Here is a 13,352-nt window from a genome sequence, read left to right as displayed (position 1 = left end):
CTATGAAGCCTTCTATCGTTGCCAAACTGGAAGCCCTGCATGAACGCCATGAAGAAGTTCAGGCGCTGCTCGGCGATGCGGGAACTATCGCAGACCAGGAACGCTTTCGTGCATTGTCGCGCGAATATGCCCAATTAAGCGATGTATCTCGCTGTTTTACGGACTGGCAACAGGTTCAGGATGATATCGAAACGGCACAGATGATGCTCGACGATCCTGAAATGCGTGAGATGGCGCAGGATGAACTGCGCGAAGCAAAAGAAAAATGTGAACAGCTGGAACAGCATCTGCAGGTTCTGCTGCTGCCAAAAGATCCGGATGATGAACGCAACGCGTTCCTGGAAGTTCGCGCGGGTACCGGCGGCGATGAGGCCGCACTGTTTGCCGGCGATCTGTTCCGTATGTACAGCCGTTACGCTGAATCACGCCGTTGGCGCGTCGAGATCATGAGCGCCAATGAAGGTGAACATGGCGGTTACAAAGAAATTATTGCCAAGGTGAGCGGCGACGGTGTGTATGGTCGTCTGAAGTTCGAGTCTGGTGGTCACCGTGTACAGCGCGTACCGGCCACGGAATCGCAGGGGCGTATTCATACCTCCGCCTGTACGGTAGCGGTGATGCCGGAACTGCCAGAGGCCGAACTGCCGGACATCAACCCGGCCGATTTGCGTATTGACACCTTCCGTTCATCGGGGGCGGGTGGTCAGCACGTTAACACCACCGACTCGGCAATCCGTATTACCCACTTGCCGACCGGTATTGTGGTGGAGTGCCAGGACGAACGTTCGCAGCATAAAAACAAAGCGAAAGCGATGTCGGTGCTGGGGGCGCGTATTCGTGCAGCCGAAGTGGCAAGACGTCAGCAGGCAGAAGCTTCTGAGCGTCGTAACCTCTTGGGTAGCGGCGATCGCAGCGATCGTAACCGCACCTATAACTTCCCGCAGGGGCGCGTGACAGACCATCGCATCAATCTGACGCTTTACCGTCTGGACGAAGCGATGGAAGGTAAGCTGGACATGCTCATTGAGCCAATTGTCCAGGAATATCAAGCCGACCAACTGGCGGCATTGTCCGAGCAGGATTAATGGACTATCAGCACTGGCTGCGTGAGGCGATAAGCCAATTACAGGACAGCGAAAGCCCGCGCCGTGACGCCGAGATCATACTCGAGCATGTCACTGGCAAGGGGCGGACTTTTATTCTGGCATTTGGCGAAACGGAATTAACCGGGGCGCAGCGTGAACAGCTGGACTCTCTGGTGGCGCGCCGCCAGCGGGGAGAGCCTGTGGCACACTTGACCGGTATTCGCGAGTTCTGGTCGCTGCCGCTGTTTGTTTCTCCGGCAACGCTAATACCGCGCCCGGATACCGAATGTCTGGTTGAACAGGCGTTGGCGCGTCTACCAGCCTCGCCGTGTCGTATTCTTGATTTGGGGACCGGCACGGGGGCAATTGCGCTGGCGTTGGCTACCGAGCGCCCGGATTGCGCGGTAACTGCAGTTGACCGCATGCCAGATGCTGTTGATCTGGCGACGCGTAACGCACAGCACCTGACCGTCAGTAATGTTCGCGTATTGCAAAGCAACTGGTTTAGCGCCCTGCAGGGGGAACAGTTTGACATGATTGTCAGCAATCCGCCGTATATCGATGAGCAGGACCCGCACCTGGCGCAAGGCGATGTGCGCTTTGAGCCGTTATCAGCACTGGTGGCGGGCGATCATGGTCTTGCAGATATTGTGCATATCATCGACCAGTCGCGCAGCGTATTAATTCCCGGTGGTTACCTGTTACTGGAACATGGCTGGCAGCAGGGGCAGGCAGTGCGCGATGCTTTTCTTCGCGCGGGTTACCAGGCTGTTGAAACCTGTCGCGACTACGGCGGCAACGAACGAATTACGTTCGGACACACCGCATTATGACTACATTCAGCGTGCTACTTAGCATTCATCTTATCAGCATCGCGCTTTCTGTCGGTCTGTTAACGTTACGTTTCTGGTGGCGTTATACCGACGGACGCCTTGCATCTGCGCGCTGGTCGCGTATTGTGCCACCGATCATTGATACCGTTTTATTACTTAGCGGCGTGGCGTTGATCGTTAAAACGCACATCCTGCCATTCACCGGGCAGGGGACATGGCTGACTGAAAAGCTGTTTGGGGTTATCATTTACATCGTTTTGGGTTTTATTGCGCTCGATTATCGTCGGGCGCGCAGCCAGCAGGCGCGATTAATCGCTTTTCCGCTGGCGCTGGTGGTGCTGTACATCATCATTAAACTCGCCACCACAAAAATACCGTTACTGGGGTAAGTCATGAGGTCGTTAGCTGATTTCGAATTTAATAAAGCGCCATTGTGCGAAGGAATGATCCTGGCATCGGAATCTATCCGCCTGGATTTCCCTACACAGTCTGTCTATGCCGAACTGGAACGTCTGGCAAGTCTGGCGCATGAAGAAATTAGCCAGCTCCTGTCTCAGGATGAGCAACTGGAAAAACTGCTGGCACTTTTTTACGGCGAATGGGGGTTTACGGATACCCGCGGCGTCTATCGTCTTTCTGATGCACTATGGCTCGACCAGGTTCTGAAAAATCGCCAGGGTAGCGCTGTGTCGCTTGGCGCAATCTTATTGTGGATTGCCAATCGGCTTGATCTCCCGCTGGTCCCGGTGATTTTCCCGACGCAGTTAATTCTGCGTATTGAATCGCTGGATGGCGAAATGTGGCTGATCAATCCGTTCAATGGCGAAACGTTAAATGAGCACACTCTGGAAGTGTGGCTGAAGGGGAATATCAGCCCGGTTGCTGAGTTATTTAACGAAGATCTGGATGAAGCGGATAATGCGGAAGTGATCCGCAAACTGCTCGATACGCTGAAATCTTCGCTAATGGAAGAGCGTCAAATGGAGCTGGCACTACGCGCCAGCGAAGCGTTATTGCAGTTTAATCCTGAAGACCCGTATGAAATACGCGATCGCGGATTGATTTACGCGCAACTGGAATGTGAACATGTTGCATTAAATGATTTAAGTTATTTCGTTGAGCAGTGTCCGGAAGACCCGATCAGCGAAATGATCCGTGCGCAGATCAATACTATTTCGCACAAACAAATTGTATTGCATTGATTAATGACACTTTACCTACCGTTTAAGGCGATCCTATGAAACAAAAAGTGGTTAGCATTGGCGACATCAACGTGGCAAATGACCTGCCGTTCGTGCTGTTTGGCGGAATGAACGTGCTGGAATCCCGCGATCTGGCGATGCGCATTTGTGAGCACTACGTAACCGTTACTCAAAAACTGGGTATCCCTTACGTGTTCAAAGCCTCCTTTGATAAAGCTAACCGTTCTTCCATCCACTCATACCGTGGACCAGGCCTTGAAGAAGGGATGAAAATCTTCCAGGAACTGAAGCAAACTTTTGGCGTAAAAGTGATCACCGACGTTCATGAAGCCAGCCAGGCACAGCCAGTTGCTGACGTTGTGGATGTAATTCAGCTTCCGGCATTCCTTGCTCGTCAGACCGATCTGGTGGAAGCCATGGCGAAGACCGGTGCCGTTATCAACGTGAAAAAACCGCAGTTCGTAAGCCCTGGTCAAATGGGTAACATCGTGGATAAATTCCATGAAGGCGGTAACGATAAAGTTATTCTGTGCGATCGTGGTGCCAATTTTGGTTACGACAACCTGGTTGTGGATATGCTGGGCTTTAGCGTGATGAAAAAAGTTTCCGGCAACTCTCCGGTTATTTTTGACGTCACTCACGCACTGCAGTGCCGCGATCCGTTTGGCGCAGCTTCCGGCGGTCGTCGTGCGCAGGTTACCGAACTGGCGCGCGCTGGTATGGCGGTAGGTCTGGCTGGTCTGTTTATTGAAGCACACCCGGATCCAGCGAATGCGAAATGTGATGGTCCGTCCGCGCTGCCGCTGGCGAAGCTGGAACAGTTCCTGACGCAGATTAAAGCGATTGATGATCTGGTGAAAAGTTTCGACGAACTGGATACTGAAAACTAAACTGCGGTTTTTGTCTGCCGGATAACACGCCTGAGCGTTTTATCCGGCCTGCAAAACCAGGCATGTAAGCCCGATATGCGTTAACGCTTATCGGGCTTTTTTACACGGTCAGGCAAATATCGTCATCAGATAGGCGATGAAAAGTGCCAGATGTGCCGCACCGTTTAGCACGTTAGTGCGCCCCGTTGAGAAGGAAATATGGCACAGCACCAACGAAGAAACCATCACGATCATCTCTGGCGCGCCTAAGCCAAATACCAGATCGTTCCCCGTCGCCCATGCAATCAGTGTCACCACCGGTACTGTCAGTGAGATGGTGGCTAATACTGAGCCGAAGAACAAATTCATCGCACGCTGTACTTGATTGCTGAGCACCGCTTTTAGTGCTCCCAGCCCTTCCGGGGAGAGGATCAACAGAGCAACCAGGAAACCGGTAAAGGCGACCGGTGCATTCAACTCAGTTAACAGAGTCTCCAGAGGATTGGCATTCATTTTGGTCACGGCGATGACCGCAATTAAATGGATGATAAGCCAGGCCGCATGCCACATATTGCTGTGTGCTGATGGTTTACCGTGATGCGGATCGTCGTCGTCGCTTTCATCCTCATGCTCGTAAATAAACAAGCTCTGGTGTGTTTTGGTCTGAATCAGCAGAAATACGCCATACATTGCCGCAGAGATTAACGCTACCAGCAGCGCTTGCGCGGTAGTGAAGTTTGCTTCCGGCAATGCCATCGGGAAGACCAACACAATAATAGCCAGCGGGAACAAAGCAATTAAATACTGCTTAATTCCAAACAGGTTCATATACTGAGTGGCAAATTTTTGTCCACCCAGCAGTAATGAAAAACCGACCAGACCGCCGGTAACAATCATAATGATGGAGTAGAGCGTATCGCGCATTAGCGTCGGTGCGGCATCACCAGTTGCCATTAATGCGGAAATTAAACTAACTTCAAGAATAACTACCGAAAGGCTCAGGATTAACGAGCCATAAGGTTCGCCCAGACGGTGGGCTAATACGTCAGCATGACGGACAACGCTAAAAGCGCTGCTTAATATACCAACAAGGGCAAGAGCATTAATGCCTATGACCACTGGTAGTGACTGACTGCTCCCCCATAAGAACAGGACTACCAGCGCCAAAATCGGGAAGACGAGCGAGGTCTCCTTGTGGCGGGGTTTAACCGCCTCATGTGCATGTGTCATTTAATTAATTCTCCATCTCTGCAGGTATTTATAATTATAAATGTATTAAAGAATGTAAAAAATAACAGATCTCTCGGTATTTCCGATCTGTTTTTACGTAATTTTACGGCATGAGTCAGTTTTTGCCTCAAAGTGAGTAAAATCGTTTATCTTGTTTATAGAGTGTTTAAATAACAAAGTGTTAGCTTCCATTGGGCACAAAAATTGACAATGATAATGATGCAAATACTCGGACAATTGGGGTCATCGGAACAGGATATAAAGTGCCGTTGAGCCTTTGTTGTCTTGCAAGCTGTCGGTGAATTGCCTATTGTCCTGGTATTGGTTTCAAAATGAGCAGTAAAAAAGCCCGGAAGGCGTCAAAAGTTGTCGCAGGGAAGTCGCAGTGGCGGAGGTGTAAGGTGTTAACGCGTGATTTTTTGTTGAATGCCGACTGTAAAACGGCATTTGGTACAATTGAAGAATCACTACTCTGGTCAGCGGAACAACGGGCAGCCTCACTGGCAGCCACGCTCTCTTGCCGACCTGATGATGGACCGGTGTGGATCTTTGGTTATGGATCGTTGATGTGGAACCCGGCTTTAGAGTTTGAAGAGTCCTGTACCGGGACGTTGGTTGGCTGGCATCGGGCTTTTTGTCTGCGTCTGACGGCGGGGCGAGGAACGGCGTGTCAGCCAGGACGTATGCTGGCTCTGAAGGAGGGCGGGCGCACGACCGGTGTCGCATATCGCTTACCGGATGCCACCCTGGAACAAGAGCTTTCCCTGCTGTGGAAGCGTGAAATGATTACTGGCTGTTATCTTCCAACCTGGTGTCAGCTGGCGCTGGATGATGGCAGGACGGTCAATGCGCTGGTCTTTATTATGGATCCGCGTCACCCACTGTTTGAGTCCGATACCCGAGCGCAGGTCATCGCGCCGCTTATCGCTGCCGCCAGTGGGCCATTAGGGACTAACGCACAGTATTTGTTCTCACTGGAACAAGAGCTTTCCAGATTGGGAATGAAGGATGATTGTCTTAACGATCTGGTGATAACCGTCAAAAGATTGTTGGGTGAGGATCTGCCGGAAGGAGTTATGCGACCAGGATATGCGTAAGCGAGGTCCCGCTTACCTGTAAGATGCCCGATAAGCGTATGCGCTATCGGGCATCTTACAATCAGGCTGCAATATAACTGATTGAGTGCTCCAGCGACTGGCTGTGACTGTCGATCAGCACATTCCAGACGCCTGTGTACGGTACGGTCAGCCACGCGTTATCACGATCCTGCACGCTTAAAATGTCAGTCTGCATGTCTTTGACGTGATTTTTCTCGCTCATCAGGTGGATGTGACAGCGCTCAGAGCAGCGCACAACCACCGTATCTCCACCAAATAACTTTAAACTTGCCTTCACTAATGCCATTTTTCACCCCGTTCTTGAAAACAACGTACTCTCTTTCGAAAGTGCTGCGTGATGTTGTTCACATTTCACTCATTGCATAACACCAAAGGGGGAGTAACAGGATGCTGATTTTGATCAAAAAATGGCATAACGATTAAACAAAAATGACAAAATACCTCAGAAGCGTTGAAAGGGCGTGCTAACTTTCAGTGAAACCACGCCCATGTAAGATTAAATCGGGGAATAGCTGCTCCTGGTAGTGCGCTTGCCTGAAACTTAGCGAATCAGAAGGTCAGAACCTTATCTGCCGCCAGCGTCCACTGTGCCAGTTCTACCAGCGTACCGACTTCCACTCCGTCGATTAATGGCAATGCGGTGATCCCGCGTCCATCGGTACAGGTTTTGCAGAGTTTTACCGGCACATTTTGCGCGGTCAGAATCTCCAGCATTTGCTGAATATTGTAGCCTTCCGCAGGTTTTTGCCCACGTAACCCAGCCGTCACTGCGTCCGACATCAAAAACAGACGTAGCTCCAGGCTACTCTCCTGTTCGCGCAGCGCAATGGCCAGACGCAGACTATTGAATAACGATTCGCTTCCATAGGCCGCACCGTTCGCGATGATCACAATCTTTTGCATTTTGACTCCGGTTGTCAGGGGACAGGATTACTCATCAGCATCTATGTTACTCCGTGTTGTTTGTATGGAAAAGGAAGCATGAGTAAAGGGGCGGGTCACAAGTACTTTTCGTCCAGGGATAATCCGGAAAAGAGAGAGCAGGGCTGCAAATATTGCGTGAAAACGCTATGGTTTAGGATATGTATGCCGCTGTAATTTATTGATGTAAGAAACAACTGACGTTTTGAGCCGTATAGTCTGTAGTCCGCTGTATCTCCTCCTACTCTTGCCGCCGGCAGGCGGTATTGCCAGCGCACACCCTTCCTTTCTTCAGAAAGCTGAAAACCCTTTCGACAATAATAATGATGGTCTGCCTGACCTTGGCATGGCACCGGAGTCCAGGGCAGGAGAAAAGCATTTTGCTGAAATGGTTAAAGCGTTTGGCGAAGCCAGTATGACCGACAACGGGCTTGATACGGGCGAGCAGGCGAAGCAGTTCGCGTTTGGCCAGGTGCGTGACACGGTGAGTGAACAGGTTAATCAGCAGCTTGAATCATGGCTTTCTCCCTGGGGAAGAGCCAGCGTTGGGCTCCAGATTGATAATGAGGGCAGTTTTAGCGGCAGTCGTGGTAACTGGTTTATACCCTGGCAGGATAATCAGCGTTACCTTACCTGGAGCCAGTTGGGGCTGACTCAACAGGATGAGGGATTAGTCAGTAATGTGGGTATCGGACAACGCTGGGTGCGGGACGGTTGGTTGCTGGGCTACAACACCTTTTACGATAACCTGTTGGATGAAAATCTGTCCCGGGGCGGATTGGGGGCAGAAGCGTGGGGAGAGTATCTGCGCTTATCCGCGAATTACTATCAACCGTTCTCTGCCTGGCAGGAGCGTTCAGCGACGCAAGAGCAGCGGATGGCGCGTGGGTATGACCTTACCGCCCTGATGCGGGTGCCATTTTATGAGCACCTCAATACCAGTGTCAGCGTTGAACAATATTTCGGCGATCGGGTGGATCTGTTTCATTCCGGAGCCGGATACCACAACCCTGTAGCGGTCAAACTGGGGCTAAGCTATACGCCGGTCCCACTGATAACATTGACCGCACAGCACAAGCAGGGGGAAAGTGGAGTGAGTCAAAATAACCTTGGATTAAACCTCAATTATCGTTTTGGCGTCCCGCTGAAAAAACAGCTGATGGTCAGTGAAGTGGCGAGCAGCCAGTCACTGCGTGGCAGTCGTTATGACTTTCCGCAACGTGATAATCTGCCAACGATGGAATATCGCCAACGCAAATCTCTTTCCGTCTTTTTGGCAACGCCGCCCTGGGATCTCAAACCGGGTGAAACGGTGGTACTGAAGCTTGAGGTCCGTAGTCTGCATGGTATTCGCCATCTGGCGTGGCAGGGGGATACGCAGGCACTGAGCTTAACGGCCGGGACAAATACCCACAGTGCGGAAGGCTGGACGATTATTATGCCGAAGTGGGACGGTAGCGAAGGGGCAACAAACCGCTGGCGGTTGTCAGTGGTAGTGGAAGACGGGCAGGGCCAGCGTGTCTCTTCCAATGAGATCACGCTATCGCTGGCCGAACCGTTCATCACCGTGTCGGAAAATGATCCTCGTTAAAATACTTCAGGAACTCATTATCAGAATATACGTTCCTGATGCACCCACACCGCTGCTTCAACGCGTGATTTGAGTTTCATCTTCTTCAGCATATGCTTAACATGCACTTTTACCGTGCTTTCGGTGATGTCCAGACGACGGGCAATCATCTTGTTTGGTAGGCCCTGGGCAATCAGCTTCAGAATGTCGCGCTCGCGTGGCGTCAACTGGGTAACGTCCCGGTCGGAAGTCGCACGGTTCGCCCGCAGACTGGCAGCCAGAACAGGTGTCAGGGCTTCGCTTAGTACCATTTCACCTGCTGCTGCCTGCTGCAACGCTTTCAGCAGATCTTCCGGTTCCATGTCTTTTAGCAGATAGCCATCTGCGCCGCGTTTCAGTGCGGTAACAACGTCTTCTTCATGGTTAGATACGCTGAAAACCACGATGCGGCCGGAAAGTGATTTTTCTCGCAACTTATCGAGTGTTTCCAGACCGTTCATTCCGGGCATGTTCAGATCCAGCAGAATCAGATCCGGATCAAGGGATTCAGCCAGCTCGATACCCTGCTCGCCATTACTGGCTTCACCGACCACGGTAATATCGGGCGCCATGCTGACAAGCTGTTTTACACCGGTTCGTAGCATCGGATGATCGTCGATCAACAGGATGGTTGCCGGTTCCTGATTACTCATGGGTATCTCCTTGGACATCTGTGAAGTTTGTTTCGGGAATAAAAGTGACAGTAACTTCAGTACCGCCTGTCTCGCGACGGCGAACGCGGCAATCGCCGCGCAAGCTCTGCGCACGGTCACGCATTATTATCATGCCGTAGTGGTTACTGCGTTCGGCGTTTTCCGGTACGCCGCAGCCGTTATCTTGTACAGTCAGTTTGACCTGCTTGCCATTTTGCACCACCGTCACGATAACGTCATCGGCCTGGGAGTGTTTAAGGGCATTACTCAGGGCTTCGCGGGCAATTTGCAGCAAGTGAATCGCCTGATGGGAAGGCACCAGACGTGGTGGCAATTGATAATCCAGCTTCACCGTAAAGCCAAAGCGGGCGCTGTATTCCTGACAGCTGGCTTCCAGCGCAGGCCGCAATCCAGGTTCCGTTAGCTGCAAACGGAAGGTGGTTAACAGTTCGCGCAACTGCGCCCACGAGGCGTTCAGTTCGTTACGTATTTGACTCAACAGCTCGCGGCTGTTTTCTGGTAGCGCGTCACCCTGCATCTGCAAGCAACTGACCTGCATTTTCATACAAGAGAGAGATTGTGCAATAGAATCATGCAGTTCGCGAGCAATGGTGGCACGCTCCTCCATAACAATCAACTGCTGCTGGCGCTCCTGGTGCCTGTCCAGCGCCAGCGTAGCGGTCAGTTGTTCAACCAGCGTGTCCACCAGTTGCTGTTGGTCGTGGCTGAGATGGCGTCCGTATGGCAAGGTGGCGAGCAGAATACCGTACTGGGTATGTGCATCGGTTAGCCGCCATTTCAGCGTAATTCCCCCGTCAATTGCGGGTTGAATGCCGCGTGGACACAGGTGACACCCTTTTTCATCACAGCTGACAGTAGACTGACAGGTAAACTCCTGATGGTTATCTTCATCCTCCAGATCGTAAACCCGCAGTTCAATATCATGCAGTAATGTTAAATTTTGCAGGCCGTTGAGTACCGGGGAAAGGCGTTCACAAAGTGGTATCTGGGAGTGCAGACGACGATTAGCTTGCCACAGGAAAGAGAGGATCTGATTTTTATGTTCCAGACCTGCTGTTTTCTCCTGGACCCGCTGTTCCAGTACCGCGTAACTTTCGGCCAGTTCCTCTGACATATTATTCAGTGCCGATCCCAGTGCGGCCATTTCATTACGGCCACTGATATGTGCGCGTTGGGTGAAGTCGCGCTGACTGACTGCACGAGCCATCGCCAGCAGTTGTTTCCACGGCTGCAACAGGCGCACGCGTAGCCAGATAATGGTGAAGACCAGCAGCAATGCCATAAATATCGCCATCAGGCGATGCAGCATGACCACGCGTTCAATACGCAGTTCGGTGGTGTGGTCGAAGGCCGTGACCAGTTGATCCAACCCTGTCACGAAACGTGAAACGTCCCCGGCCACCGCTGCGCCATTTTGTGCATGCGCGAGCCCTGGCGCCAGTTCGGTGTGCCAGTAATTCTGCAATGCTTTCAACTGTTCCTGCTGCCCGTCACGGAGCGCGGCGCGAGTCAGTTCCGGGCTAAACGCGGTTTTTTCCATCTCTTCCAGCAGCGGTTGGTCGTCGGCATCCAGTGGCACCGCTGCCAGCAGGCGATAGCTTTGCATTCGCAGTGAACCCGCTTTGTTGATCGCATGGGCGCTGCCCTGAACCCCCTGAACCAGCCAGCCGGAGACAGCCATACCCGCCACGCCAATAGCAGTGGACAGTAAAACAATAAGCGCCACCTGGTTGACCAGCGTAAGCGGTGAGAGACAACGTTTAAACATGGTGACTTCTTCCTTCGGGTTTTCATTGAGCAGAAAACCTTATTGAATGACGATTCTGCTGCAGGCAGTGGCGTTATTCTCAGCTATACACTGGAGTATACCCATACCTCAAACGGGCTACCCCTTAATTGCCACTGGTGGGAGCGATTCCTGACAGAGGGGAGTAGCGTGCGACAGAAGCGTGAAAAACCACATCTTTTTTACCGATGTTAGCTACTCATTTGGGGTAATGATAAATTTTAAGCATCAATAATGACACCTTTTCCTTTGATTTATATCAACTTACCACCGGCTGTAAACCCTAATGTGGCAGGCATCGAAACAAGTATCAGAGGTGTCTATGAGTCACTCATCTGCCCCGGAAAGGGCATCTGGAGCTGTAATTACAGAATGGCGGCCGGAAGATCCCGTCTTCTGGCAACAGCGTGGTCAACGAGTTGCCAGCCGTAACCTGTGGATTTCCGTCCCTTGTCTGCTGCTGGCGTTTTGTGTGTGGATGTTATTCAGCGCTGTTGCGGTGAATCTGCCGAAGGTCGGTTTCGACTTCACAACCGAACAGCTGTTTATGCTGACGGCGTTACCATCGGTTTCCGGCGCACTGTTGCGCGTACCGTACTCCTTTATGGTTCCACTATTTGGTGGACGCCGCTGGACGGCATTCAGCACCGGTATCCTGATCATCCCTTGCGTATGGTTAGGTTTTGCCGTGCAGGATACCACCACGCCTTTTAGTACCTTTATTGTGATCTCCTTGTTGTGCGGTTTTGCGGGTGCAAACTTTGCTTCCAGCATGGCAAACATCAGTTTCTTCTTTCCAAAACAGAAACAGGGTGGTGCGCTGGGTCTGAATGGCGGTTTGGGCAATATGGGCGTCAGCGTGATGCAACTGGTTGCGCCGCTGGTGGTTTCGTTGTCCATTTTCGCCGTATTTGGCAGTCATGGCGTGGAACAACCGGATGGCACGCAATTGTATCTGGCAAACGCTGCATGGGTTTGGGTACCGTTCCTGGCGGTGTTCACGCTGGCGGCATGGTTCGGTATGAACGAACTGGCAACCTCGAAAGCGTCGCTGAAAGAGCAACTTCCGGTGCTGAAACGTGGGCATCTGTGGATTATGAGCCTGCTGTATCTGGCGACCTTTGGCTCCTTCATCGGCTTCTCTGCCGGTTTCGCGATGCTGTCAAAAACTCAGTTTCCGGATGTGCAGATCCTGCATTACGCCTTCTTTGGTCCGCTGATTGGTGCCCTGGCTCGTTCTGCGGGCGGTGCAATCTCTGACCGACTGGGCGGGACGCGCGTTACGCTGGTGAACTTTGTACTGATGGCAGTTTTCAGCGCCTTGCTGTTCCTGACCTTGCCTGTAAACGGTGAGGGTGGCAACTTTATGGCCTTCTTCGTCGTGTTCCTGGCGTTGTTCTTGACAGCCGGTCTGGGCAGTGGCTCTACCTTCCAGATGATCTCTGTCATCTTCCGTAAGCTGACGATGGACAGGGTTAAAGCGGAAGGTGGTTCTGAAGAGAAAGCGATGCGTGAAGCGGCAACTGATACAGCGGCAGCGTTGGGCTTTATCTCAGCCATTGGCGCAATTGGCGGCTTTTTTATTCCAAAAGCATTTGGTACTTCTCTGGCGTTAACCGGTTCGCCTGTGGGGGCGATGAAAGTCTTTCTAATCTTCTATGTCGCCTGCGTGGTAATCACCTGGGTGGTATACGGACGGCATTCTAAAAAGTAAAAAAATAACAATTGATTATCCATTGCGCGGTGTTAGACCGCGCTTTTTTTTGTCTGGTTTTAGTTACAACATACTAATGAGTTATTTCAAGGTGACCGCCTGAGATAGTGTGCATGCAATATGCCAGGCAGGGGGCATACCCCTTAATACCCGCTTGTAAAGAAATTAACATTTGTATGATGAGTGTTATTAATAATATTATTTAATATCAATAAGTTAGATTCAATAAAAATATCCCACTTAGGGGGTATATGAAAATTAACCTTCATTTTTCATCCCTGTCTGCCTTGATCGTTATCAATTCCTACGTG

Annotated in this window: 13 protein-coding genes; 8 read left to right on the top strand and 5 right to left on the bottom strand. The window is 51.4% G+C overall.

Annotated elements, in window-relative coordinates:
• The first annotated feature begins 2 nt into the window (after positions 1–2).
• Genes prfA through kdsA form a run of 5 tightly spaced genes read left to right on the top strand, consistent with a single transcriptional unit; the run spans position 3 to position 4,010 of the window.
• On the top strand, positions 3–1,085 hold the full coding sequence (gene prfA / locus LG384_RS12535) for a peptide chain release factor 1 (RefSeq protein WP_045443679.1): 1,083 nt from the start codon (positions 3–5) through the stop codon (positions 1,083–1,085).
• On the top strand, positions 1,085–1,918 hold the full coding sequence (prmC, locus tag LG384_RS12530; protein ID WP_045443676.1) for a peptide chain release factor N(5)-glutamine methyltransferase: 834 nt from the start codon (positions 1,085–1,087) through the stop codon (positions 1,916–1,918). Before prfA ends, prmC begins: the two co-directional genes overlap by 1 nt.
• Positions 1,915–2,307: an invasion regulator SirB2 gene (sirB2, locus tag LG384_RS12525; protein WP_045443673.1), complete on the top strand. Its 393-nt coding sequence runs from the start codon at positions 1,915–1,917 to the stop codon at positions 2,305–2,307. Before prmC ends, sirB2 begins: the two co-directional genes overlap by 4 nt.
• A 3-nt stretch (positions 2,308–2,310) precedes the next feature.
• On the top strand, positions 2,311–3,120 hold the full coding sequence (gene sirB1 / locus LG384_RS12520; protein ID WP_045443670.1) for an invasion regulator SirB1: 810 nt from the start codon (positions 2,311–2,313) through the stop codon (positions 3,118–3,120).
• Positions 3,121–3,155: 35 nt separating this feature from the next.
• Entirely contained in the window at positions 3,156–4,010 is an 855-nt protein-coding gene (kdsA, locus tag LG384_RS12515) for a 3-deoxy-8-phosphooctulonate synthase (RefSeq protein ID WP_003020772.1), read from the top strand.
• Positions 4,011–4,118: 108 nt separating this feature from the next.
• Here the strand turns inward: kdsA and chaA are convergent, their stop codons facing one another.
• On the bottom strand, positions 4,119–5,219 hold the full coding sequence (gene chaA / locus LG384_RS12510; RefSeq protein ID WP_225760976.1) for a sodium-potassium/proton antiporter ChaA: 1,101 nt from the start codon (positions 5,217–5,219) through the stop codon (positions 4,119–4,121).
• Positions 5,220–5,620: 401 nt separating this feature from the next.
• Between chaA and LG384_RS12505 the strand changes: the two genes are divergently transcribed.
• On the top strand, positions 5,621–6,316 hold the full coding sequence (locus tag LG384_RS12505; protein WP_045443661.1) for a gamma-glutamylcyclotransferase: 696 nt from the start codon (positions 5,621–5,623) through the stop codon (positions 6,314–6,316).
• A 61-nt stretch (positions 6,317–6,377) separates the two neighbouring features.
• On the opposite strand, the gene LG384_RS12500 is transcribed toward LG384_RS12505, so the two are convergent.
• Together LG384_RS12500 and LG384_RS12495 are read right to left on the bottom strand one after the other, a co-directional pair.
• A complete protein-coding gene (locus LG384_RS12500; protein WP_045443658.1) occupies positions 6,378–6,623 on the bottom strand; it encodes a DUF1883 domain-containing protein in 246 nt (81 codons plus the stop codon).
• A 263-nt stretch (positions 6,624–6,886) separates the two neighbouring features.
• Positions 6,887–7,240: a DsrE/DsrF/TusD sulfur relay family protein gene (locus tag LG384_RS12495; RefSeq protein WP_045443655.1), complete on the bottom strand. Its 354-nt coding sequence runs from the start codon at positions 7,238–7,240 to the stop codon at positions 6,887–6,889.
• A 223-nt stretch (positions 7,241–7,463) separates the two neighbouring features.
• Here LG384_RS12495 and LG384_RS12490 point away from each other — a divergent pair, with 223 nt between their 5' ends.
• Complete coding sequence (locus LG384_RS12490; protein ID WP_370637103.1) at positions 7,464–8,849, top strand: YchO/YchP family invasin; 1,386 nt, start codon at positions 7,464–7,466, stop codon at positions 8,847–8,849.
• A gap of 20 nt (positions 8,850–8,869) precedes the next feature.
• Here the strand turns inward: LG384_RS12490 and narL are convergent, their stop codons facing one another.
• Both narL and narX read right to left on the bottom strand, forming a co-directional pair.
• Positions 8,870–9,520, bottom strand: coding sequence for a two-component system response regulator NarL (gene narL, locus LG384_RS12485; RefSeq protein ID WP_045443652.1), 651 nt, complete (start codon positions 9,518–9,520; stop codon positions 8,870–8,872).
• Positions 9,513–11,309: a nitrate/nitrite two-component system sensor histidine kinase NarX gene (gene narX / locus LG384_RS12480; RefSeq protein WP_045443650.1), complete on the bottom strand. Its 1,797-nt coding sequence runs from the start codon at positions 11,307–11,309 to the stop codon at positions 9,513–9,515. Before narX ends, narL begins: the two co-directional genes overlap by 8 nt.
• Positions 11,310–11,649: 340 nt before the next feature.
• Here narX and LG384_RS12475 point away from each other — a divergent pair, with 340 nt between their 5' ends.
• The gene (locus tag LG384_RS12475) at positions 11,650–13,041 is read left to right on the top strand and encodes a NarK family nitrate/nitrite MFS transporter (protein WP_045443647.1); all 1,392 of its coding nucleotides are present in this window, start codon (positions 11,650–11,652) and stop codon (positions 13,039–13,041) included.
• Positions 13,042–13,352 lie beyond the last annotated feature (311 nt).

The sequence above is a fragment of the Citrobacter sp. Marseille-Q3906 genome (assembly GCF_916618775.1).
GTDB classification, from domain to species: domain Bacteria; phylum Pseudomonadota; class Gammaproteobacteria; order Enterobacterales; family Enterobacteriaceae; genus Citrobacter; species Citrobacter murliniae.
Note: the sequence above shows the minus strand (reverse complement) of the source record. Positions and strands in the feature narration are given on the sequence as shown.